This is a genomic window from Glaciimonas sp. CA11.2 (assembly GCF_034314045.1).
Lineage (GTDB): Bacteria > Pseudomonadota > Gammaproteobacteria > Burkholderiales > Burkholderiaceae_D > Glaciimonas.
This window is the reverse complement of sequence record NZ_JAVIWL010000001.1, coordinates 51757-74960: the sequence shown is the minus strand read 5'-3', so window position 1 is coordinate 74960 and position 23204 is coordinate 51757. Positions and strand designations below refer to the sequence as shown.

At 46.8% G+C, this 23204-nt stretch carries 13 protein-coding genes; 3 read left to right on the top strand and 10 right to left on the bottom strand.

The window, feature by feature from the left end; translation table 11 throughout:
- The first annotated feature begins 22 nt into the window (after positions 1–22).
- Both RGU75_RS00305 and RGU75_RS00300 read left to right on the top strand, forming a co-directional pair.
- Complete coding sequence (locus tag RGU75_RS00305; RefSeq protein ID WP_322232281.1) at positions 23–1051, top strand: polysaccharide deacetylase family protein; 1029 nt, start codon at positions 23–25, stop codon at positions 1049–1051.
- A 61-nt stretch (positions 1052–1112) separates the two neighbouring features.
- Positions 1113–2189, top strand: a complete 1077-nt coding sequence (locus RGU75_RS00300; RefSeq protein WP_322232280.1) for a GNAT family N-acetyltransferase — start codon at positions 1113–1115, stop codon at positions 2187–2189.
- Positions 2190–2194: 5 nt separating this feature from the next.
- Here RGU75_RS00300 and RGU75_RS00295 read toward each other — a convergent pair whose 3' ends face one another.
- From RGU75_RS00295 to RGU75_RS00250, 10 genes are all read right to left on the bottom strand, one after another.
- The gene (locus tag RGU75_RS00295) at positions 2195–3529 is read right to left on the bottom strand and encodes a polysaccharide pyruvyl transferase family protein (RefSeq protein WP_322232279.1); all 1335 of its coding nucleotides are present in this window, start codon (positions 3527–3529) and stop codon (positions 2195–2197) included.
- Positions 3530–3620: 91 nt separating this feature from the next.
- Positions 3621–5735 (bottom strand): glycosyltransferase, encoded by a 2115-nt coding sequence (locus RGU75_RS00290; RefSeq protein ID WP_322232278.1) that lies wholly within the window; start codon positions 5733–5735, stop codon positions 3621–3623.
- Positions 5736–5890: 155 nt separating this feature from the next.
- The gene (locus RGU75_RS00285) at positions 5891–7348 is read right to left on the bottom strand and encodes an oligosaccharide flippase family protein (protein WP_322232277.1); all 1458 of its coding nucleotides are present in this window, start codon (positions 7346–7348) and stop codon (positions 5891–5893) included.
- 568 nt (positions 7349–7916) lie between these two features.
- Positions 7917–9005, bottom strand: coding sequence for a GNAT family N-acetyltransferase (locus tag RGU75_RS00280; RefSeq protein ID WP_322232276.1), 1089 nt, complete (start codon positions 9003–9005; stop codon positions 7917–7919).
- A 34-nt stretch (positions 9006–9039) separates the two neighbouring features.
- Entirely contained in the window at positions 9040–10074 is a 1035-nt protein-coding gene (locus tag RGU75_RS00275) for an SDR family oxidoreductase (protein WP_322232275.1), read from the bottom strand.
- A 17-nt stretch (positions 10075–10091) separates the two neighbouring features.
- Positions 10092–11372, bottom strand: coding sequence for a nucleotide sugar dehydrogenase (locus tag RGU75_RS00270; RefSeq protein ID WP_322232274.1), 1281 nt, complete (start codon positions 11370–11372; stop codon positions 10092–10094).
- Positions 11373–11666: 294 nt separating this feature from the next.
- Complete coding sequence (locus RGU75_RS00265; RefSeq protein WP_322232273.1) at positions 11667–13115, bottom strand: right-handed parallel beta-helix repeat-containing protein; 1449 nt, start codon at positions 13113–13115, stop codon at positions 11667–11669.
- Between the two features lie 5 nt (positions 13116–13120).
- Positions 13121–13888 carry a YdcF family protein gene (locus tag RGU75_RS00260; RefSeq protein ID WP_322232272.1) on the bottom strand — a complete coding sequence of 256 codons (768 nt, stop codon included), beginning with the start codon at positions 13886–13888 and terminating at the stop codon, positions 13121–13123.
- Positions 13889–14301: 413 nt separating this feature from the next.
- Positions 14302–14928, bottom strand: coding sequence for a PEP-CTERM sorting domain-containing protein (locus RGU75_RS00255; RefSeq protein WP_322232271.1), 627 nt, complete (start codon positions 14926–14928; stop codon positions 14302–14304).
- A 508-nt stretch (positions 14929–15436) separates the two neighbouring features.
- Entirely contained in the window at positions 15437–17179 is a 1743-nt protein-coding gene (locus RGU75_RS00250; RefSeq protein WP_322232270.1) for a tannase/feruloyl esterase family alpha/beta hydrolase, read from the bottom strand.
- A gap of 914 nt (positions 17180–18093) precedes the next feature.
- Here RGU75_RS00250 and RGU75_RS00245 point away from each other — a divergent pair.
- The gene (locus tag RGU75_RS00245) at positions 18094–23139 is read left to right on the top strand and encodes a hypothetical protein (protein ID WP_322232269.1); all 5046 of its coding nucleotides are present in this window, start codon (positions 18094–18096) and stop codon (positions 23137–23139) included.
- Positions 23140–23204 lie beyond the last annotated feature (65 nt).

Sequence of the window (23204 nt, the reverse complement as noted above, 5' to 3'; positions counted from 1 at the left end):
TTGCCGTGTTGAAAACTTTATCATGAATCGATTTTCTGTGAAACGTCTAGTCAAGCTTGTGCTACGCAAGGCACTCTATGATCTGGGATTACTCGGATTGCTCCATCGTTTTCGCAACTCCCGGACACTGACTACCTTCATGTTTCATCGCGTGCTGCCGCGAGACTCGGACGCTTATCGTCATGCGGAGAAAGAATTTACCTTTTCTGTTGAAGGGTTTTCCGCATGTCTGGACTTTATTCAACGACACTATCAAATCATTAGTCTGCGCGATGTGGAGGAGGCAAAGCAGACTGGACGCTTTCTACCTGACCGAGCGGCTCTGATCACCTTTGATGATGGCTGGCTTGATACTATCAAATATGCCTATCCAGAACTTAAACGCAGAGGCCTCTCAGGCGTGGTTTTTATTGCATCAGAGGTCCTTGGGTCATCAAGCGAGCAATGGTGGCAAGATGCATTGGTACGGGTGTTCGCAGAACCACAGTCCGCGTTGGATTTGGCGCGTGAACTTGGTCTTGATTTACGCTTATCTGAACAAGCAGGATCCCAGCGAAATCATGCCATGGCTGCTACTCTTGCCCAGCGTCCACTTGCTAACAGGTTAGACATACTCTTCCGTTACTCCCAAGACCTTGGCCTTGGTCAACAAATGATGCGTCGCACTGATCTCATCGATCTTGATCGTGCCATATTGGCGTTAGCGGCACACGGACATACTCACGCACCGCTAACGGCAATTTTTGATCCCAAAGCCGACTTGCAGAGGGCACATGACATGATTCTCGAGCAGGGTGGAACTGCCAGCCTTTCTTTTCCCCATGGCACATACAATAAAGCGCTGGTCGACATAGCTGAGGATATTGGCTTTTCCACCCTTTTTTCGAGCGATCCCTGGCTTACCGACACGCGTCGCGCGCAGTTGTTGCCGCGCGTCCTTGGGCGCATTCACCTTCCCGAAAACGAATGGACCTGCAACGGTGGACATATTTCGTTTCCGCAACTTGCTACCTTTCTTTTCTTCCGTCCGATTGTTGGTAACGATTGTTAATCATATTAGTCGGTATATGTATATTGCCAGGCGACGTTGACGTCAAACATATAGGTCTTTTATGACTTCCGAAAAAATAGGAGAAAATGGTTTGAAAGGAATTTATTTTAGACGATTTCCAATACTGGATTTGCCTCAACATCTCTTTAATGCATGGCTTAAGATTACCCAAGAAAACAGCGCTTTTCATAGTCCGTTTTTCTCTCCCTATTTTGCACAGGCAGTTGCTGAAGCAGTAAGTGGGAAATGTTTTGTCACGGTAAAAATGCGACGTGATTCCGCTGTAGGATTTTTCCCATTTCAATTTACACATATTTTGTTAGGTAGGGCAGAAAGAATAGGGCTACATTTATCCGATCATAATGGGATCATCACATCAGAAGCATTAATACCTGGCGAGCTTGCGAGGATGTTGCAAGTTTCAGGAATTCATCAGTATTCATTCGATCATTTACATGCTTCCCAGTCTGCTTTGGGTCTGGATACTGCCTTCATTCGAGAGGGAACAACGATTTCTTTACCTGATGGATTTGATGCATATTGGGAAGAAAGAGAAAAAATCGTACCGAAATTTGCTAAAGATACGTTGCGATGTGTACAAAAAATTTCGAAAGAAAAAGGCGAGCTCAGTTTACAATTTCATTCAACGGATGTGAATGATCTAGACTATTTAATCGAAATGAAAAGGCTTCAATATCTCTCAACCGGCGTCCCAAACAGTCTGGAAAATGCGTGGACAAAAAGATGTTTGAGTCTTTTGCAGGCAACGCAGGGGACGGAATTTCGAGGTGTCTTGTCGAAAGTATATGCGGGCAATCATTTTATTAGTTCGCACTTTGGACTAATGTCGAATGGCGTTTTGCATTATTGGTTTCCTGTGTACGATCCGACTTATTCATCGTATTCGCCAGGGAGATTGCTGCTCTATTTATTGGCCAAGAACGCGGGTCCACTCGGCATTCGTTGTATCGATAATGGTATGGGGACGCAACGCCACAAATCTGATTTTGCGAATAAAACTTACCGACTTGGCGTGGGAAGCTTTAGACGCAATACGCCCCAATGCGTAATGTTGAGAGCGCAGGATTATTTTCAGTATCGTGCCCAAAGAAACACGCTTTTGCGTGAAGTACGTTGAACCATTCAAACTACAATCTCGTTTTGAGCATTCTCCGTCAAGCATAACTTGCGATATGAAATCGTCATATTTCTTACATCGCTCAAAAATAAATCCATTGAAAGTGCTAGTTCTTTCTTTTTGGCGGCAAGCTTGAGTTTAATGGCATCGCGATTGGTAATGATATCTGTCATTTTTTCAAAAAGAATTTCTTCACTTAGATCGTAAACACTTACGCAAAAACTCTCCATGCCAATTAATTTATTAAATCCAAAATTTTTAGAATCGTAGGCGATATTCAGAGTCGGCACTCCAGCATTAAAACTGAGAATATTAGAGTGCATCATTTGACATAAAACAACGTCTAAATTTCCATACGCGTCCACGAGGTCGCCACCATGCTCATCGATAACGTCAATTTTAATACCTGAAAATTTGAGTAATTTCACGATCAAAAATTCTTCATCAGAATGAATAAGGTAATAAAATTTCACTTTGAATTTGTTTTGAATAGACTGAAGGAGCGCTACATATATGTGTAGATTTTTTTTAAGAATCGCCTCCACGAAGGGGCCATGAAAAGCGAGATTAACACCTATCGAAATATGCTCAGACGTAGTCCGGTATGGAGAATCGTTAGCCTTCAAAAAAACTGCAGGATCACATAATAATCGTGGTTTTTTCAAGCCAAGTGAGCGTAGAAAATTGAAGGTTAATTCACATCTTACTGCAAGCAAATCCACCCGATCATCTAGCTTGGTGAAAGCATCTCTGAGCGTATTGTTAATATCGAAATCAAATTGTTCTGATGGGTTATTGAAATTCACCCCCGATCCGAAGACAACTAACGGGCATGTTATTTTTTGAAAATAATCAACGTCCGATAGGAACGAAGGGCTTAACTTCTTCTCTTTATTGAATACCCAATAACCGCCACCTGCTATTACAAAAAGAGAGGCACAACTATTGATTCTCTCGATCGCATCGTCGCTGAGTTGTCCCCATTCGCTTTCTACAAACTCAAGTTGAAAATCATGGAAACGTGCTTGCAACAATTCTTTGATTGCGAGCTTGATCGCGATATCTCCCCGATTGCAATAGATTCGGGATGCATAGTTATAACCTTTGAATAGAAATTTTTTGCTGACCGCCCATACAGTCCAGTCAAAGGCTTTACGAATCACACGTTTTATTTTTCTTTGGGCGGTAATCGGAAAATCCATGTTTTCCTTGCTAGTAGGTATTGCTACATGCAAATGGATTTGTAATTTTTTAATATTGCTAACCGCCACAGGTCCTCCTGGAATCGACACTCTTTTATTGTGAAAACCGGTTACTTCGTACTGCTTGTTGGTAATCACAAATCTCACTTGGTAAAATTGTTTTTACTGCTAACGGATGTATTGCGATATTTCGACGGCTACTTCATTTAACCATCCTGAGCGGGATTATTTATTCGACCATCAGCGCATCCTGAGTCTCCTCAATGATTGGGAATGGCCTATTCAACGTCATCAAATACTGAATAAGTAATCGACGCGGCGTTCTGGCCCAAGGGTCAAATCTTGGTAGCTGGAATATGGGGGTGTGATTCGAAGCTGCACCTAAGGCCGTCGTCACCGCACCTTTAAATCTCGCCGCTTGCACTAAGCGCACATGGCTCGGCTTGATATCACGACCGGGAACGCCATTCGGATATGAGAAAAGATTGACCGGTTCTCGTAGGACGTCCTCCAGCATCTCCTTTGAGCGTACGATTTCGATGCGGGCGTCTGCATCGGTGCAACATGCAAGAATGGGATGGTTGACGGTGTGGGCGCCGATGGCAAATCCCTTTGATTGCAGTGCTTTCAAATCATGAGTAGTAAACAGCGGATAATTTGGCTTGAGGTTTAGCGCGGCCTCGCAGGAGGAAATGACGTTATCGCGTTGGATAGTTGGTAGGTATTTGATTGCCTTAAGGATATTATCGGCGTCCTGGATCATTTTATGATCCAAATATAAGCCGTGTGCCATTAAAGGTGCAATTAATGGGGTGCGATCTGTTTCGGTTAATCTCAAAATACTATAAAGCCGCTCGAACCAGAGCGCCCGACCCTCTAGTTGGCAAGTCGATATAAAGAAGGTCGCCGGAATGGCGCTTTTTTCTAAAACAGGGACCACGCCGGATAGCCAGTTTGGATAACCGTCATCGAAGGTGATTGCTGCAGCAAAGCGCGGGAGATCTTTGCGCTGGAGACGTTCGATGCCCTCGGCCAAGGGCAGTATGTTGAAATTTTCTAACAGAATAGCGATCAGGCTTTGAAAGTCACGCAGTGAAAATTCACCCTGGTATCCGGTATCGGATTCGCCTGGTACCTTGTGGAAGGTGAAAATCGTTAAGGCGTGATCAGGGCTTCCGGTTAGTCCACCGCATATTATGGTAGATACCATGCGTGCCCAAAGAGGCGTCCCCATCGCTATTGGCATCTCGCCGTTGCGGTTATCGGGCTTTTCAGTTTGAGCCTTGGCTTTGGCCGCTGATTTGGTGGAAATACTTTTGATTGGACTTGCTTCTATCCCCGAGAGACTGGACTGTTGTAGGGGCGCTGGACGCTGTTTGTCAGCGTTCCCGCTCTTTATGGATTTGAAGCCAGCAAGCGCGCAATACACGAGAGATTTGGTCCTGTGCGCACCACCGGTAAACGCTTTCAGGAACGATGTGCGAGCGATGTCCGGGTCGCCACGCCAATAATGGGAATAGCCGTGGCTAAAATGCGTCATGGCGACTCGCAGATTAAATTCCCGCTTGGATAGTTGCGAGCCGTCAGGATTGGACAGGCCCCAACGTGCGCGCGCCGTTTCCAAAAGGCTAGCCAAATGGTTGTCTGGGACAAGCCGACCCATGGCGCTTGCAGAATGTATGCGGTACAAGGCCACCGGTCCGGCAAGAGAATGCATCTCGGCAACTTGAGAAGCACGCAGCCAGAATTCATAATCTTCTCCGATGCGCATGGTCTCGTTAAAGCCACCAATCTGGCGGTAAATATCTTGGCGAATTACCGCTGTATTCATTCCCACAAGCAAGCCGCCTAATAGTCGGGTATACAGCCAGCCTGACCGTACCGGGTCGATGCCCCTCAACGTTGAACAATTTGAAGAAAGTGTTTCTGCTGGAGTAAATACGCCGCTTTGATCACACTGCCAGCGGATGAATTCGCCAAAGACAACACCGACTTCGGGGTGACGCTCGAAGTGGTTGATTTGTGCTGCCAACTTGCCAGGAAACCAAATATCGTCAGCATCGAGAAATGCAAAATACTTTCCTTTTGCAAGTTTCATCCCGGCATTCCGCGCACTCGACACCCCTTGACCATCCAGACGAATGACACGAATGCGGGGATCCTGATCGCATAGCGTTTCATAAGCGAAATCGTCCGAGCCATCGTCAATCACCAGAATTTCGACATCGCCCCAAACTTGGCAGGTCACGCTATCGATCGCTTCCTGAATATAGTCTTTGCCATTTCGAACAGGAATAATAACTGACACCGACGGCAGTTGAAAAGAAGGAATCAGCGGCTGCATTTTTAGTAGCTCCAAGAGAGGCAAGATCGATACCTGCACCTCACGTTTATATTAGTAGATCGGCCTCCACTGTCGGCCTGGGAATTGACTAGTGGGATTGTCAAAGAGTGGCTTTTATAGGCGAAGTGCTTTGAAGCTACGCAGTTCATTTGACTCTATCGAATTTGCACCGTTTTAATTTTGGTGAAAAAGGTGTGATATGCCGTTTTTATTTCACCCGACAAAGGATGCCTAAAAAAGAATACTGCCCCGATCCACGCAGGCGTAAGGAAAGCCAAAGTAATGACCAGACGAACGAATGGTGTTTGATAACCATTCAGCAATCGTACCGCTAATGTTGCGCACAGAACCATGATGATGGAGATCGCCAAACTGCCGCGAGTTGATTTGAGGATGACGGATGGGGAAAGGTTGATGTAGCGACGGGCCAGATAAAGGTAGCCGGGAATCGAAAAAAACTCAGCAACAACGATGATCCAGGAAAAAGAAATCAGATCATTCTTAAAAATCAGCAGAACCAAGATGATTTTGACAATCAGACTGCTTGCCATCGGAAAAGCGCTCCAGTAAGGACGCCCTATACCTGTTAGCGCCGGTTGCATGAAAGCGAATGTAGCCTGCACAGCACACGCGATGCAGAGCATTGGTACGATCGGTGCGCATTCCACCCAGGCCGGTCCGTACAAAAATGCAATGAGGTCTGGTGCCAGTGAGGCAGTTATCGCGAGCGCCGACCATATGAGGCCGGTTAGCAAGGTTATCGCACGGGCAACCTCGACCGCCAGGTCGCGGCCCTCATGATGGGTCTTGGCCAGATATGGCAGGGCCATGTAATTAATCGTCGGACCGGCAATAGTGTTGAAGATGTTGACGACTGAGTTTGATCGGCTAAATAGTCCAACATTTTTGGGGCCGCTCATTCTTCCCAGCACGATATCGGGAACGGCATTGTCTATGGCTCTGATCGTGGAGCTAAGCATCGCTCCCATGCCAAAATGCGCAACAGCACGCCAGCCACGAAAGGATGGTAGCCATGGCAATCCTTTCGGACGCAATACGGTGAAAACCAAACCGGTGACAATGATATTCGCCAGATTTGCCCAGGCCATAGTCATGTAGCTGAATCCGTGATAGGCCAGAATCAGAGAGGTCGACACGTATACAGGGGTGCTGATCAATGAGACAAGGGCTGATTTTTCAGCTTGGAACTCGCGTCCCAGAACAGCTTGCGGTATTGCCCCCAAGGGGATAAAGTAAAATCCGATGGCGAGAACCCGCATGACCTCGCCGACGCCAGGTTGTTTGAAAAATTCTGCGACATAGTTGCTGACAAAATATAGCAAAGTAGCAATCATCCATGATGAGGTCACTAAGACGCCGGTGGCAGAACGTATTATCTCGGGAGTCAGTACCTTTGCTCGCCGTATGTAGGATGTGACGCCAAAATCGCGAAAAACGTGCGAGAAGTTAACAACGACTGATGTCATTGAAAATATTCCGATTTCTGCCGGCGTGAGGACGCGTGCCAGGACGATGATTAGAAAAAAATTAATGACATTCGCCCCGTTTGACGCAAAAAACTGAATGGCGATTGTTTTACGAAGAGATTTCATTTTATGAGAAACGGAAGATCCGAGAGCCCGAAGCAAACCATCGTCATAAAAACGTACTTAACGAAATTCGTTAACCTCAATACCACCGAAGATAAGTCCGAGAACGTATTCGTTTGCTGGATCGACAGCACGACCGGAATCGCAAATAAACACTTCCCGTAGTAACGGAGATTGTCGAGTGGAGGAATACAGGGCATTTGAAGCGTCAGATAGTCATCCAGCCTTCGATGTTTGATGAGACTCGTCCTCAATGTTTGTCCTGAATCGAAAAAGTAATAGTTGAAAATAATTGAACTTGAGAAACACAGTTTTTCGAGGAGAGTAATGTGTGAATATTGTAGTCTGAGTTTATGTTAAATATGGATTTTTTATAATCGAGGGAATTAAATTCTGATGAATTAATGCAGATATCACTGCTAGCGCGATGTATGTTTATTTCAAATTGTGGTTTTCCATAATGGTCGCGCTTCAATAGCGACTTTGCACCCGCTTCTTCGTTGATCAGGCTGAACTGAAAACGCGTATTTGAAGTGGGGAAGAAAAAGGTCGCATGCCGTCATGTAGATATTCAGTGAATTATTCCGTTATAAAGTTGCTTGATGCGTCGCCGGCCAAAATGATCTGCGGCCGACATGGCACCTCGCAAAGTCCGTAGATTAAAAGCAATGATGCCCCACCGTTCTCGTCGATGCGACATCCAGTCTTTCTTATAGGCATCATCTCCGGTCAGATAGTCTACTTCCCGCACCTTATCAATGTCGATCACCTGTTGCATCAGCCTGCTTGTCAATATTGTGCCGATGGATAATTTGGTAAAACGTTCGTTATAGGCGAGTTTATAAATTGATGCGACGCGATGATGAACGATCCAGATTTGTGCTGCCGCTGGCTGATCGTCGACATAAGCGATCCCCAATCGTAACGCGCCTTGTTTGGCGCATGAACGTATCAGACCGGGAATAAATGTAGGAAAAACTTCATTCTCTTTCCAACTGGAGCGGTAAATTTCTTCATAATCAGTGATGCTCTTTTCGATGTCTTTGTCGTCGCAAACAATTTCGATACGCAAGCGCTTCGCATCCACCAGTCGTCTTGATCTGCGCGTTATGGTGTTGCGCAGTTTGGATGACAAGCCATTGAAATATGCCTGATAGTCACGTCCATTAACGTCCAGATACCAATTGCCAAAACAAAAATAGCGCTGTATTGGCATGCTTGCAGCCTGAAATCCGGCTAGAAGGCAGGCGAATGTCTTGCCATCAACATCGAGAGGATGCAGATCGATGGTATCCCACTGCGGCTTGTCGTTTGCCGCTGCGCGAAGGAGGGCGGTTAGCATTTCGGCAGTTTGCGTGTCAGATGGCATGCCCACGGGTCCAAATAGCGGGGTATAGTAATTGGCCAATGCGGTCAGTCGACGCGTGCCAAAAAACCTATTTCGATTCACCTTGTGACACATCGGAAGCAGCAGACGTTCTACGCCTGACTCGATGCAATAAAGTCGCAGGCGATGCCGATGACTTAACGCCGTCTCCGCAAGATGCTCAAACCAGGGCAACGTCGAGAAGAAGTCAATGCCGTCGACGCCACTCTGTACCTTGGCAAATAAATCTCGATAAGGCAAAGGCATATCTTCAAAGCGCGCATGCGTTGTCAAAGTGCACCTGTCTGTTGAGGCGATATCGGTCACGCTATATAGTCGGCGCAAGGTGACGGACGTACCACGCCATTGCCTGTTTGAGACCTTCACCTATGCGATGTGTTGGCTCAAAGCCGAGCAACGTTCTCGCCTTGGTGATGTCCGCCTGAGAGTTTCTGATGTCGCCTGCTCGAAAACCGACATACTGAGGCCGATGTTCGTGCAGATGCGGAAATTTCTCCAGTAGTAGTAAACGCATCATTTCGTGAAGTTGATTCAGACTGGTACGGTCATTTAGGGCGACGTTGTACACCTGATTGGCCGCGTCCTTATCTGCTGTCGCAGCAAGCAGATTGGCTTGAATCACATTCTCGATAAAGCAGAAGTCTCGACTGGTTTCGCCATCGCCGTTGATATACAGGGGCTGATTGTTAATAAGTGCAGCGATCCACTGTGGGATCACGGCTGCATAAGCGCCGTTCGGATCTTGTCTTGGACCAAAGATGTTGAAGTAGCGTAACCCGATTGTTTCGATGCCATAGCAGCGGGCAAAGACATTAGCGTACAACTCATTGACATATTTGGTGGCAGCGTAAGGCGAAAGAGGATTGCCGATGACTGACTCTACCTTCGGTAAAGCAGCGTGATCACCATAGGTGGAGCTTGACGCAGCATAGACAAAGCGTTTCACCAATGCATCGCGAGAGGCAACCAATATATTGAGGAAGCCGGTGACGTTGTTGGCGTTAGTCAAAATGGGGTCTTCGATCGAGCGCGAGACAGAACCCAATGCGGCGTGATGGAGAACATAATCGACCTCCTTGCAAGCAATCGCACAGTCCTCTAATTTGCGTATGTCCCCTTCCATGAATGCAAAATTCTGCCATTTATCTGCGCCGACCGCCTCTCGTACCTGGTCCAGATTATGTTGATGACCGGTCGAAAAATTGTCTAGTCCAGTGACCTTCTGATTAAGTCGTAGCAATGCCTCCAGCAGATTGGAGCCGATAAACCCTGCGACGCCTGTAATTAACCAGTGGTATTGATGGGCTGCCAGATGTTGCTTAACTTCCTGAAATTTTTTCATTTTTTTAGTGGTAATTATTACAATCGCCAGACAGTAAAGCCAGCCTCTCGCAATCCGACGTGATCGAAGTGCGATTTCACATCAATAAAACAGCCTTTGTCATTCAGTTTGGATTGAATGTCGGTAAGCGACTTGGATAAAAGTTCCCTGTGTGACACAGCGGCTACAATCGCATCGGCAGGCGGTAGGTTTTCCCAGGTTTCCAATGTGATGCCGTATTCGTGTTGCGCATCTTCGGCTAACGCAGCAGGATCGTGAACATGCACTTCCACCCCGTACGACTGCAACTCCAAAATGATATCAACCACCTTGGAGTTACGAATGTCCGGGCAGTTTTCTTTAAACGTCAGTCCTAATACGTTGACCTTTGAGCCCTTGATATGGAAGCCGGCCGCAATCATCGATTTCACCGTTTTCTCTGCAACGAATTTTGCCATCCCATCATTGATCCGCCGACCCGCTAATATTACTTGAGGGTGATAACCAATCATCTCTGCCTTGTGTGTCAGATAATAGGGATCGACGCCGATGCAATGCCCACCGACAAGGCCTGGTCGGAAGGGTAAGAAATTCCATTTTGTTCCTGCCGCCTCCAGTACTTCCAGCGTGTCGATGCCGATTTTGTCAAATATGATGGCAAGTTCATTCATCAGTGCAATATTCAGATCGCGCTGGGTATTTTCGATCACCTTTGCCGCTTCGGCGACTTTGATACTAGAGGCGCGATGGACCCCTGCGGTGATGATTGATTCGTAAAGTTCTGCAACCTGTTCCAGCGTATCGAGATCATCCCCCGATACCACTTTTAAAATGGTGGTCAGCGTATGTTCTTTGTCGCCGGGGTTAATTCGTTCCGGTGAAAAACCGACGTGAAAGTCTTGCTTCCATTTCAGCCCCGAATACTTTTCCAGAATGGGAACACAGACCTCCTCTGTGGCACCGGGATAGACGGTGGATTCATAGACAACGATCACACCACGCTTCATGTGGCGCCCAACTGTTTGACTAGCGGCTTTGAGCGGCGTGAAGTCGGGATTATGCGCAATATCAACTGGTGTCGGTACTGAAATAATAATGAAATCTGCTTCCGACAATTGAGATGAATCGACTGTCACACTTAAGTGTCTCGCTGCGCGTAATTCCTCCGTCGAGACTTCACCGGTTGGATCAATGCAACGTGCATAACTTGTGATCTTGCGGCTGGAGAGATCAAATCCGATGGTCTTCCGTTTTTTACCGAATTCTACCGCCAATGGTAGTCCCACATATCCCAGACCAACCACTGCAACTACGCTCATAGCCAACTCCACATTAAAATTTATTTGAACTATCTGCTGTCATGCAGGAAATCATTTTTCCAGAGGGAAATGTTGCAGCATTATTGCGCTCGAAAATTGCCTGTGAAACACAGATAAACAGGTTTTTCAAAGTAATCGACCGTCTTATTGTTTGTTTAATTCGGGTGAGAGAAAATTTTCTTTCTGAGGATCAATTTAGCATGTTTCTATTTATTTTTATGCCATATTTTTTATTCTACAAAATTGGGCACATTGGTGTAACTCAAGAAATAATGAAGCTTTGGTGAACCATATTTATTGCGTTAAACATGCTGAAAAATTTTCAAAAGCGCCGTAGCGCTGGCCACCCGTTTGGGGTGCATCGCACAGGTCATTGATCGTCTTATCAGAGACCAGGCGCGCCGGTAGTTCTTCCTTCCATAAAAAATTCATGGCCATGGGATTCAAAAATAAATCGCGCGCAGGATGTTTTCCAAGATACAAACTGGTCGCACTGGTTGTGAGATTTTCGGTGGCGCGCATTAACCCGCCATCTCGCGTCCGTATCAGACCATCGACCAGATTGCCTTGAATATCGGCGGTGCTCTCAGCAAAATGTACCGAAATGCCACCGGTATCGATCAGGGTGTTGTGAAGTATTTTGCTCGTTGCGGCACGGTTCAAATAGATACCATCGTCTGAACATGAAGCAATCAGATTTGATTGAATAATGCTGCCATCCTGCTCCGTAATACACCTCTCGTCACGGCAATATTGTGGTCCGGTACCGCCGCCACCGAGAGAGAGTCCGACACGTTGACCAGGCGAGCTGGGTAGCAGATATTCGCACACTATAATATTTTGCTCGATACGATTATCCGAGCCGCCGCCCTTAACGAAAGCGCCATAGCTAACCTGATTGCCGTCAGCCTTCATGAAATCGGTGATCAGGTTGTGTGAAATGCGCCAATGACTAGCGGCAACCAGATCGACCAGTGTCACGGGATTATCGGTCTGACGCACGCTTGTATTCGTTAGCGTATTACCGTCAATGAGTCCGTTGTCCGGAAAGTGGTGGTCCTCGCCGTTGATTTTAAAATGCGCGTTGAAATCCACAATCGTATTGTTACGCGCAATAAAATAGGTGGCATTCCCAACGATATGGAAGGCATGTTCACAGTCTGTCTGGGGTGTGCAGACACCGCGAATATTCAGATTTTCAAATGTCCAATATGGTTCGGATACCTTAAAGCCTTCAACCATCTTAAAATCTAGAAAGACCGTATCCGGACGCACGGCGCGCACTGTGATTCGTGCCGTCGATGAACCGACCTGGTTAATTGCGATCGTATGGTCGAAGTGGTATCGCCCCGGCAGCAGGGTTATCACCTCTCCGGCATGCGCCTGCTTGAGAGCTTCGACAAATTCTGCTGGCGTGGAGACCAGCTTATCGGCGTTTGAATCTGACGAGGGTAGAGGTTGTAGTGCACGATGTTGCGCACCAATTCGCCACATGATTGGAATTGGCGGCAAGGGATTGCCTCGATCCGCTGCGAGCAACGTTTGGGCCAACCAATTTCCCACATTTGTAATCAAGGGATTGTGACCGGATGCCCGATGTGTGATGTAAGGAGACAATTCTCGGGGTGGGACGTTTAATTTTTCAAGGAAAAATATCACTACGATGGCCGTTGTCAGGGTCGCGTACACCAACGCCCAACAAAATCGTTTCGACCATTTCGAGTTCCAGCGCAGTGTCATCATTTAGTTCACATCGAGTTGAGATACCAGACCAGCCCAAGCCATTCGTAAGTTGCGTAGTACGAACGACGTAGGCCTTCGGCGCTGGGCAGCAAAGAGGGCAGAGACAGTCGGTCAAATTTACTTCGGCCGAAAAACATAGTGGGTGCGGCGACAACTACCAGACCAGCTTGCTCAAACATCATTTTCGCCCGCGGCATGTGCATTGCATCGGTCACTAGCAATATTCGCTGAACACCATCCTGGCGCAGAATTTTGGCCGAAAACAGCGCGTTTTCGGCAGTCGTATTGGATATTCCCTCGATCCATTTAACCGGAGTGCGAAAATCTTCGCGCAAGGCGATTGCCATAGCATCTGCTTTTCCTGAACTATAAGCGGTCACGTTGCCCCCCGATACCAGAATCGGCAAGTTGGTCTGATGCTGCAATCTGGCTGCATAGCGTAATCGGGCGAGTGTAATATAGTCGGGAATATCAGCGCGTCCGTATTCCTCTGCGTGCTCAAGCCGTCCAGCTGCGAGCACTACAATTGCTTGCGCTTTGGTTTGAGTCGATACGAGCGGGGTCGTCAACTTTTCCAGTGGAAGTACCAAAAAATTTGCACCGATTTCGGTACATAAAAAGAACAACGCTATGACCGCTCCTGCGGTAATCCAGCGCCCAAAGCGCGGTTGCCATCGTGCTATTAGAAGCCCAGTTGCCATCAGAAGAAATAAGCTGAACGGAGGCAACATTAACGCATGCGCCATACTAGGCAACCAATGGGAGGCGTTCATGAAAATCCGTGAAAAAGTGAAAACGAGGAAGAAGGTTTGAGAGGCTGTAGTTGTTCTCGATGAAGCTGATTACTTCTCTAACATAGCGGCGCAAATTGTATCTCTTAATCCGCTATCAGATGTTGCGTTTTTGCTTTTCTATGTCTGAAAGTTACCGGCCTCGCTGAAAGTTTCCAGCGTTCAATAGAATCAACATCTTGTGTGATCGACGTGACAATTCGTACATCCGCTTGTTTGTTCTGTACTGATTGTTCAACTACTTCGGGAGGATAAATACGCAGCAGCTTTCTGCATCAGAGGAAGAAGCGGGCGCAGCTTGAATTCGTTGAAAAACTGTCTTGACTATCGGGTCCGCTTATCATGAAAAAAGCCCGCTCGATGCGGGCTTTGATGATGTAGTAAGGTCTATTAAATTATTTTTTTGCTGATTTGCGGCGTGCTGCAGCGAAGCCCATCAGGCCAAGTCCCAGCAGGGCGATCGACGTTGGTTCTGGCACATTTGTAGCGCCGGCGGCAACGGTAAAGTTGTCTATGAATATGAAGTCATAGGATGTTGACGTGATTAAGGTTGCATATGAGATGTCGGCGTCAGCCAATCCCACATAGTCTCCAGCATTCGAGCCGTGGGTAATCGGAAGGACGAAAGATTCAATTGCCGCATTGAGTGAATTAAACGCAGTAAGGGTCCATACATCATCGGATGCACCCCAGTTAAATGCAAACGCACTTACGGGTGCGGCAAATGCAAATTTGATGCTGGATGTTGCACCAGCGTTGTTATCCAGATAACGGGTACCCCTTCCGTTATAGTTGCTGTGGTAGTCGTTATTAGTGCGAAGTGACCCGCCCACCCCTGAAAAGGTTACGCCACCCGTGGATAGGGACGAGAAAGTGGCATCCGATTGATCATCAAATGTAATCGTTGATGTAGCACCTGGAACAACAGGATTTCCAAATCCATCAACACCGCTGATCTGGCTTGCGTGTACCAATGGCGATGCCAACAATATGGCAGCGATAAATCCAAAAATTTTTTTCATGTTATTCCTAAATGAGGTTCAATAGATCTGTATCTAATATAGGAATAAGCATTTTTTATGCCTGATAAAATTACTTTATAAATCATGAGCTTAAAGAAAAATAAATTTTGTGCACTGCAAAAGTGTAAAATTTATCGATATATTCGCTGTCTTTTTACTGCCGTAGTATGCCGTTAGGTAGAGTATTGCCTGATGGCCGACCGGACATTGTCGACATGGTAGCTGACCCATTTGCGCTATATCGATTACTGACTCTGTTGTGTGGGTTTTTAAAGCCGAATTTTTAGTTTCTTTGTTGTGTCATGGCAGTAGTGATTTCAGAACTTACCATGCATCTTGGAGTGCGAGGTCGTCAACGCACTGGTTGCTACAAATACTAAGTAAAGTCAGTATCGGTTCAACGTCAGTGAAAGCGTTTGCGCAGCTATATCGTTAAACGATCAATGCGCCGGAATCCAATCGGATGCGGTCGCACTAAAATTGCGACCGCATCGCACCGTTATTTTTGCTATTGAGAAGCGCAGACAAAGCTTTGCGCGGTGTTAACATCGCCGGCGCCTTTATATTTTGGCCACTCGGGATATTCACACAAAGGCCTGGTGCGGCCTGGTACACCAGCGGTATCGGCGACCATCTGCATGGTTGGGACGGTGCCTTTTTCTACCCAGTTTTCAAGCGTTGTGAGCGAATCCCACGCCGCATTAAACACGCTGCTTGCTGCATGACCATAGCCCGGAATTTCGTAAAACCGCATAAAACTATCGACCTTCACTGCACCCATCGTCTTGCGCACGCGGGAAAAGTATTGTTCGGTGGCCCTTGTGCTCACCAACGCATCATGTAATCCGTGCGCCATCAAAATTTTCCCGCCCTTGCTTTGGAACGCAGACAGATCAGTTTTATTCAGATCCTGAATTTCGGTCAGTTCCACAATGCGCGCCTGTAATGCTCCGGGGTTCTGGGGATCAAGCGTTAGTGAATTGAATTGAGGATCACGCGTCACAAAATATTTGACCCATTGATCCCAAAAAGTGCCGTTGTAAGGAGGACTGGAAGTCGCCGTGATCGGCGGCATCGGGTTCGCTGGTTGTTCGATGCCAAGGGAAAGGGTGAGCACCGTGGGCTGAAGCGCCTTAGTGCCTGCCGTGCCCGGAATCCCAAAATCCGTACCCCATGTATTAAAACCGGGATACGTTGTTTCTCCGCTGGCCAACGTGTAGTGCAGATCAAGTGGCGTATTGATCACATTGAAAGAGGTAATCTGCGCATCGGAAAGACAGGTATCGCCTGTATCGGCACCGCCTTCGCACCTTATCGGCGTGCCGTTTAGCGTCGCTGTCGATGGATTAAAAATGGCGTTGCAGGCTCGCTCGTTACTGATCAGACCGTCGCTGACGCCGTCGAGCATGTCGCATGCAGCGATAGCGGCGTCGTACAAAACTTTGCGCTTGGCGCGGTTAGGATAAGCGCCCGGTTGAGAGAGTTGCCGGGTGATCCGTCCGAATTGCAGATCCAGACTGGCAGCGTTCCATGCGGGATAAAGAACGATCGCGCCATCAAAGTCCGCTGGCCAGTTTTGCACTGCGATCAAGGCCTCACGTCCGCCGGTTGATCCACCCGCAAAATAAGTCTTTTGAATAGGGGTTGCATAGCGGGCTTTAATGATGGCGATCGCTGTGTCATGGGTTTTCTTCAATGCATCACTGGAAAAGTTTTTCAGCGCCTCATCGTTCATGCCAAAAGTCCCATCGCGGCTGCCATTCGCATTCGCCTGATGCCCCGAATCGCTGCCAAAGGTTGCGTAGCCGCGTCCAAGTGGTATTTGTTGGTCTACAGGGCCTGCCGGAACGTTGCCGGTTCCTTGCGCGATGGTACCGTTATATCCCCCGCCTCCAAACATCATTGCTTTGCTGTTCCAGTTGGTCGGGAGGTTAATCTGAAACTGAATGTTGGGCGCGTGCGCGTCCAAAGGATGGATAGCGCCAAGCACTTTGCAATACTCTCCGACTGCGGCAGGCCCGGCTCCAGATGCGGGAACGGTTACGCTGCTGGTAACCAGCGCGCCCGTGGTTGGCAAGCCGATTGACGTAGCGGGAATGTTCATGCCGTTTAACTGTGCGCAGGCCAAGGTAACCTTAGCGGGTGAGGAAGGGCGGTCAATATGACCTCCAGCGCATCCTGCGACGCCCAGACTTGTCATCGCAGCTAACGTTAATAGTCGTGCAAAAGATTGGCTACTTCGTAATTTCATGTGCTGTCTCTCAATCTCGAAGAATTTTTTATAGTCCACACGTTAAAGATACCATCGTCCCGACTCGCTCTCAGCCAAGTTTCTTTATCGTAAAACAGTTATGTTTAAATTGATAATGCTTTCGCGCTTTATCGGCATGTCGCCAAATGGCTCAACAAACACGCAGATTGTATTCACGTTGAGGTGCACTTGTGCACACCCGCACTCAATTGAGTTCTGGCAATGCAATGACCGAAGGATTTAAATGGTTTGGAAGCGGACTTGGCTCACGGAAGCGACCAACGCAACGGGATGGCCTGCACCTATCTGTGGCGAAATCCTTTTTGTTTCTCTTATTGTCTTATTTTTTTAGGAAAGGCTTGCAGTTTTTTGTGTGTCAGAACGCTCTAGGATATGACAAATCAAACTTTCGTTCTTGTCCTAGCGACAGATAAAGGGCGCGGTGATAATTTAGAGAAGCAAACGCATTAAATGATTACCCTACCGTAGCTTTGAGCTGTTGTCGTTTGTGTCTAGCAGGATGTAGTTGCGGTTTTTTCCTTGCGAGAGACAAGCAGCCTGCATCAGCTTCATTTTTATATCTTCGTTCAGCTATTACCAAACAGTTTTTACCGACATGGCTTCACAAAATGCACCATTAATTTGCCGTAATAGGTGTAGAAAAGTCAGTGTTCACAGCCTCTAAGTTGTTTGTCGTTAACTGTCATTAAATTCATCAAAGGATGCTCATGTTTCGTATCACTCCTACCCGAACGCCTTCAACTTCTCTCGGGAGTTCCACGACACGTCACGGTACTGCTTCCGAATTTAGCGCTCGCGTCACAAGGTGTAACGGTTTTGACGCATCACCGCATAAAGTGAAGGCATCCCATTATGCAAAAGCGCCAAGGCAAACGCGCAGGCAACGCATTGATATGGAAATTAAAAGCGAAGAAATAAATAAAAAAAAGATAGAAATTGAAATGAATGCATTGCGAGCTGGTTACTCTGAGTTTTATGATGTTCCTGAATTGGTTTCTGGTGTTGAAGCACGGGCCACCACAGAACCGATCAACAAAACAGGATTCGCGTTTGCAGTCCTATTAGCGATAAATGCATGTAAACCAGCGCAATTATTAAAAGTGTATTGTGCGCAGACGGGAACGCGTTTTTCTGGCTTTCCGAATACCACTATAGACCCTAATCTGCCTACGCCTGTTAAAGGCCCGAACAATGGTACGGCTGCGGTCGCGACCTCACATCTCCCCTCATTGGGAGAAATCGGAAACGGCCTGCTAACGTATGGAAAGTATGTATACGACAGCCTGCCGACGTGGCCGAAGCCTCGGATGACGGGTGTTGATTGCGCTAGACTTGACGATTTTAATGAAGCCTATTGGAGGCCCAGTAACGAAAAGCACAAAATAGAGCTTCCTTATGGGAATGAAAGTACTTCTACCGCACTATCCAACATAACTGTCGAATCTTCCTCTGGTTCCGTTATCACCAACACTGCAAAACCTTCTTTTAACATAAGTGATGCTTATTTTTTGATCGACACGGGAGCAATCGTGAGCGGGATAAACGCTTACCACCGCTGGCCTGCGAATATTCCGCAGGACGAACGATTGAAGGGACTGGCACTTGAACGCCAGAATTACAAATCAGATATTTATCAACTCCTGGACGCGTTCGCACCATTAATATCACGCACATGGGGGGGCGATGCAATTGTGGACCAATACGAGTACACGGTGTTGCAATACGCGATGCAAGCCCAGCATCCCAAGGATGATAATCATGTTTCTGCGTATGATCCCGCGGAACCCCAGGCGGCCAGACCGCAAGCAGAATTGCGGAACGAGGTTGCGCAGTTATTCTTCAATGCTTTAGCGCAGATAAATGGGCCATCAGGCGATCAGGCCTTAGAAAATTTCATACACAGTAGCGTGACCACCGAACTGGCAACTAACCCAACGCTGGATACATTGTCCAAGCTTACTGTGCGTACCGAAGCAGCGATTCGTAAGCGGCTAGAGCTGCACGTACCCTTACTCAATACCGCCGATCGTCACTGGTTGAACACGCTCTCAAAGTGGTTTGTCGAGGCGGCATTGCGTGCGATTGATCCTTTGCTCAGCGCGCAACTTAATATTGATGACCCGGACTTTCGTGACACGACCTACTTAAGTTACGATGGCACATTAATGAGCATAGGCGCGGGTTTTATTAATCAATTCCCACCAAAATTCAGGTCAGCTCTTACTCCCGCCGCTCTGCGTGAAGCGGGACTGCATAGTTTGATCGATTTGTCTCCTGCGGCATGGCCTTTGACAACAGCGCCTGCACTGATACGTTTCTGTAATTCGCTTACAAAAAATACGCCAAATGAACGTCTTGGAAGTCATGTTGAGCGGATGAAATCCGGACTAGCTTCTCTGATGACACCCTTACTTCCAAAGATCCGGCTCATGCAGGCAGTCCAGGAAAAGGGGGAGCATTTCTCGTGGATTATTAATGATCGGAGTACTGAAAATGTGCTTCACAAACAGCAATCGAAGAATGCGTTAGAAGAACTTTTACTCAGTAAATATAATTTATATAATTTTGGCTTGGCGCAATTGCCAATAACCGATCGTAATAATTTAATTCGTTCAGGTAAGGTTGCTCATTTGGAAGTGTTTTTACCAAGAGTAATTTTATATGACGCGCAACACGCTGATATCTCTTATAAAGCTGCATTTACTGCAACATCTGGCTTGATCATACGAACCGGATCGATAAACGACGCGGTATCTTCCGACTATTATTTGTTTTCCGAAGAGCGCTCATGGGGGGCACCCGTTGTTTCCAAAATTACGGAGCAAATACAGCAAGCTGGTGGGGTCACGGAGTATGTGAACAAGCATCATGCCAGCTTCACAAGCGGCATTCGGTTCCCTCCGTCCGATCACACCACCTTCGAGGCTCCCTCGATCTTTGGTTTTGCAACAAATCTAGACGAAATCGCCTTCGTGGTGAGTGAATTACAGATATTTCCTGCAGCAATTCATAAAAGAATTCCACAGACGTCGCCCTCGCAACCGCATCCTCAGACCTGGACTGAAGAAATCTTTCATTCTAATATTTATGCGCTTGGAAAATTCATTATTGGATTGATTCCAGAGGGTAATTGCGTGATCGCCATCCTTGATACAGCTGAAATGATCGCACTGCCCGCAAAAACCGATGAGGGACGAGCGGAACAAGGAATGGCGATAGGAACAGATGCACTATTTTGTTTCACCGGATTGATTAAAATAAACGAGGCGCAGTACCTTATACCGTCTGTTCGAGCTGCTTTTAACTACGGAAGTGCAGACGAATTTGCGACATCTCAGGTCGAAAAGCATTTATCAGAGCAAATGCCAAAAACAGGCCCAATGGCCGATCTGGCGGATGAAAAAATCAAACCGGGGGAGCGCGCGCACGTCGCTACAAAGCCTGAAGATTTACACTTTAGAACTGGTATTTCCGAATTTTTCGATACCGCGCCCGTCATAGTCGAGGCGCTCCCGAACAAAATTTCAGTTCAGGGAAATACCCTCAATGTGCCGCACAACTTATCTCCCAAAGGGCTCATCCAGAAGTCTGATGGTGGGCCGATATATCTGGTTATGGCGTTAGATCATTCAGGAAAAAGAGTGAGTTACCTCTGGAATGAATCGGAAGAAAAATTGGAATTGCAGACTGAGCAATGGCTTCAGGGATATGGACATTTGATCGATGAAGATCCACAAATTTTGTGGATGTTCATAAAAAACTTTCCAAAACGCGTATCTTCGGCAGGCATAGCTGAGATGCTGTATGACAACAAACGTCTCAACGGGGTACGCAAAGTTGAGTATCAGAGTTTTTTTGATCATACGCCGGAGCAGGTAGAGCGCGGTGTCTACAGCATAGGAGACCGCGAGTATATACAGCTTAAAGGCGAATTCTATTTGCTGGAGAAGGAAATCAAAGCCGACGGGGAGCGTCGTATTATGGGAGAAGGTATTCCAAAAGACTTACGCCTTGATATGAAATATGACGGCGTTAACTGGCACGTAACAAATAATCATTTGATTACCCCTGTCACCAGTCTTCCTGAGACTATTGTCTCTTTTAACGAAGCCTTGGAACAAGGATTCAACTTACCAGAAGGTTGGTCAACATCGACGATGTACATTGATAACTCTAACCCTGATCAATTTGTCCTCAGCTTTCAGGATAAGAGCGGTAAGACCCAATATCGTTATGGCCCAGACAGAAAAAATGCATTCGAAGAACTTTCTGCTGGTGAATTTGAAGAAAAACAATGCAGGGCGAGGCGAGCGCCACCCGAAGGTCCCAAAGCAAGTTGCAGTGCGCTAAACTTTAAGATCGCCCCCCTACCGCGAGAGTCCGCGCGTACAAAGGCAATAAACCAGCTTGTTGCAATGGATGTTGAAACGCGTCCTTATTATGAGCGTCCGTTACTGCGACTGGAAATGAGTCGCGACGTTGAAAAAATTCGAAAATTGTTTCACAATAATCCGCACATTACACAACTTTTTTTCATTTTAACCACGAGAATGAATAAAGGGGAAAAATTAATGTCGCCGAGGGTAATCAACGAAATGAAGACGTTTAAATGGGGAGGTGACGGCATACCAAAAGATCGGTTACTAAGCCTAACGAATTTTTGGGGCGAAATGAAGTTACGGCTCGCACGTGAGCCCAATGATGATTTTGGAGGGCAGGCCGCGGTGTTGCAAGATATCTGTGAGTCGAGCCTAAGACTTTGCAATAACCAGCGGACCTTTAGTGAACTGAAAGATATTTACAACACAAAAGTAAACACGTTGAATCAGTTAAGTGACGAATACGAAATCAATTATGTCAAACCGCAACAAAGAATCACAACGCGCTTATGGAAAAGGGTATTTGGTCCTCCTTTAACCTCAGAGGTTACCAGGGCTGCGGGCTGGACATTCGAGATACGCGCGAAAGGTTTGTCCGAAATACGTCATACTTTTGGACCATACTTTGCCGATGATATTAGCGCCGCATATGCCAACAGCCATGAACTTACGGGACAGTTGCTGGACTGGTCAGAGATTGCGCCTGAATCATTTTGGGAGCAAGTTGCTGCGTATTTTCACGTTGCCCCGGAAAAGATAACGTCAGGGTACAAAGATGAAATCATACGAATACTCTCAAAATTTAAGGGTTACGCTGCCCCAGTGCGTATCGATAAATTACGCATTATCTCGCCGTTGGTCAGCCCAGAGGGGATACGGTATCGATATAACATGCAAAAACACATAGAAGGCATTCCTCAAGAAACGGCACTCTTTGCCGACGAGGTTTTAGCCTACACGCACGAAAATGGCCTGAAACGGGGTGAGCTTTATCTAACGACTACAACATTTTTATCACCAATCAATCACCCCACTGCCTTACAGGAAACCTTACAACATGAGATATCACATTTAGCAATACCCGACGGTAAACAGGAAATTTATCTAACTGGCGACAGATCAAAATATGGGTACTGCTCAGAAAACGGGCTACGTCGGCAAGCAGACGTGTTACTCAGTTCGCCGGCCGCATTTCTGAGATATGTGAAAGGACTATCTCACGCAAAAAGGAGTTTTCTGAGGCATTTCCAGAAAGTATTGCCATCCAGCTTCAGTCAGTATTTACCTGAGGGTGTCAATACGCATATTAGTCATGAGCGCTTTAGGGGCTTTATAAAAAAAGTGTTCGAAGGGCCGGCTGATGAAAAAATTAAAGCATTTATGATGCCAGATCTATTTGTCGCATGGCTTCAGCATATGTCAAAAGCTTTACCCAAAACAGGTGCTGAACAAGCAGAATTGAGACATAAGCGCGACGCTTCACCTGACGATATGAATGCTCGAGTCACAAAACTTCTGGTACGTGAATTGTTTGAAACTAGTAGCGATACCACACCCTAAACAACAAGTTTAATATTCTGAGATATATCCCTTGGGTTTAACCCACGAGGTCACCGCAGAATTGT